Source organism: Kribbella kalugense, from assembly GCF_004365875.1.
GTDB classification, from domain to species: Bacteria; Actinomycetota; Actinomycetes; order Propionibacteriales; family Kribbellaceae; genus Kribbella; species Kribbella kalugense.
On record NZ_SODF01000005.1, the window covers coordinates 1 to 1,611 of the forward strand.

A 1,611-nucleotide genomic window follows, 5' to 3' on the forward strand; every position below is an offset into this window, starting at 1 on the left:
ATCTGTCCCAACACGGTCAGGAGAAACAATGTTTCCCTGCGTGGTGTTGGTGTGTGACAAGCCCTCGGCCTATTAGTACCAGTCAGCTCCACACCTTGCGGTGCTTCCACTTCTGGCCTATCAACCCAGTGGTCTACTGGGGGCCTTACCCGGTTAACCCGGTGGGAGACCTCATCTTGAAGCGTGCTTCCCGCTTAGATGCTTTCAGCGGTTATCACTCCCGAACGTAGCCAACCAGCCGTGCTCCTGGCGGAACAACTGGCACACCAGAGGTTCGTCCACCCCGGTCCTCTCGTACTAGGGGCAGCCCTTCTCAAGTCTCCTGCGCGCGCAGCGGATAGGGACCGAACTGTCTCACGACGTTCTAAACCCAGCTCGCGTGCCGCTTTAATGGGCGAACAGCCCAACCCTTGGGACCTACTCCAGCCCCAGGATGCGACGAGCCGACATCGAGGTGCCAAACCATCCCGTCGATATGGACTCTTGGGGAAGATCAGCCTGTTATCCCCGGGGTACCTTTTATCCGTTGAGCGACGGTGCTCCCACATGCCACCGCCGGATCACTAGTTCCGACTTTCGTCCCTGCTCGACATGTCTGTCTCACAGTCAAGCTCCCTTGTGCACTTACACTCGACACCTGATTGCCAACCAGGCTGAGGGAACCTTTGAGCGCCTCCGTTACCTTTTAGGAGGCGACCGCCCCAGTCAAACTACCCACCAGGCACTGTCCCTGATCCGGATAACGGACCAAAGTTAGACAGCCAGAACAATCAGAGTGGTATTTCAACGATGACTCCACCCGAACTGGCGTCCGAGCTTCACAGTCTCCCACCTATCCTACACAAATTGTACCGACCACCAATACCAAGTTGTAGTAAAGGTCCCGGGGTCTTTCCGTCCTGCTGCGCGTAACGAGCATCTTTACTCGTAATGCAATTTCGCCGAGTCCACGGTTGAGACAGCGCCCAAGTCGTTACGCCATTCGTGCAGGTCGGAACTTACCCGACAAGGAATTTCGCTACCTTAGGATGGTTATAGTTACCACCGCCGTTTACTGGCGCTTAAGTTCAAAGCTTCGCCGGCCTAAACCGACTAACCTGTCCCCTTAACGTTCCAGCACCGGGCAGGCGTCAGTCCGTATACATCGAATTACTTCTTCGCACGGACCTGTGTTTTTAGTAAACAGTCGCTTGGGCCTGGTCTCTGCGACCATCACCGCTTCCACCAGCAAGTGGTGTCACGGATCAGGTCCCCCTTCTCCCGAAGTTACGGGGGCATTTTGCCGAGTTCCTTAACCATGGTTCACTCGATCGCCTTGGTATTCTCTACCTGATCACCTGTGTCGGTTTGGGGTACGGGCGGCTCTAACACTCACTGCGAAGTTTTTCTCGGCAGCATGGGATCATCCACTTCCCCTGAACGGGTCCGCCTCGGCTCTCAGGCTTCATGAGACACGGATTTGCCTATGCCTCGCCCTACCACCTTGCCCGCGGATCAGCTTGCGCCTACCATCGCCGCGGTTGGACTACCCTCCTGCGTCACTCCTCAATGCACCTACTACCACCTCGGGTCACCAACTCCGCTCATCCGTCCGAAGACATCAAAGTTTCA

General features: G+C 56.1%; 1 rRNA gene (only partly in view). It reads right to left on the reverse strand.

What is annotated here, in order from left to right:
* Positions 1-52: 52 nt before the first annotated feature.
* A 23S ribosomal RNA gene (locus EV650_RS40170) occupies positions 53-1,611 on the reverse strand (it continues 1,663 nt past the right edge of the window).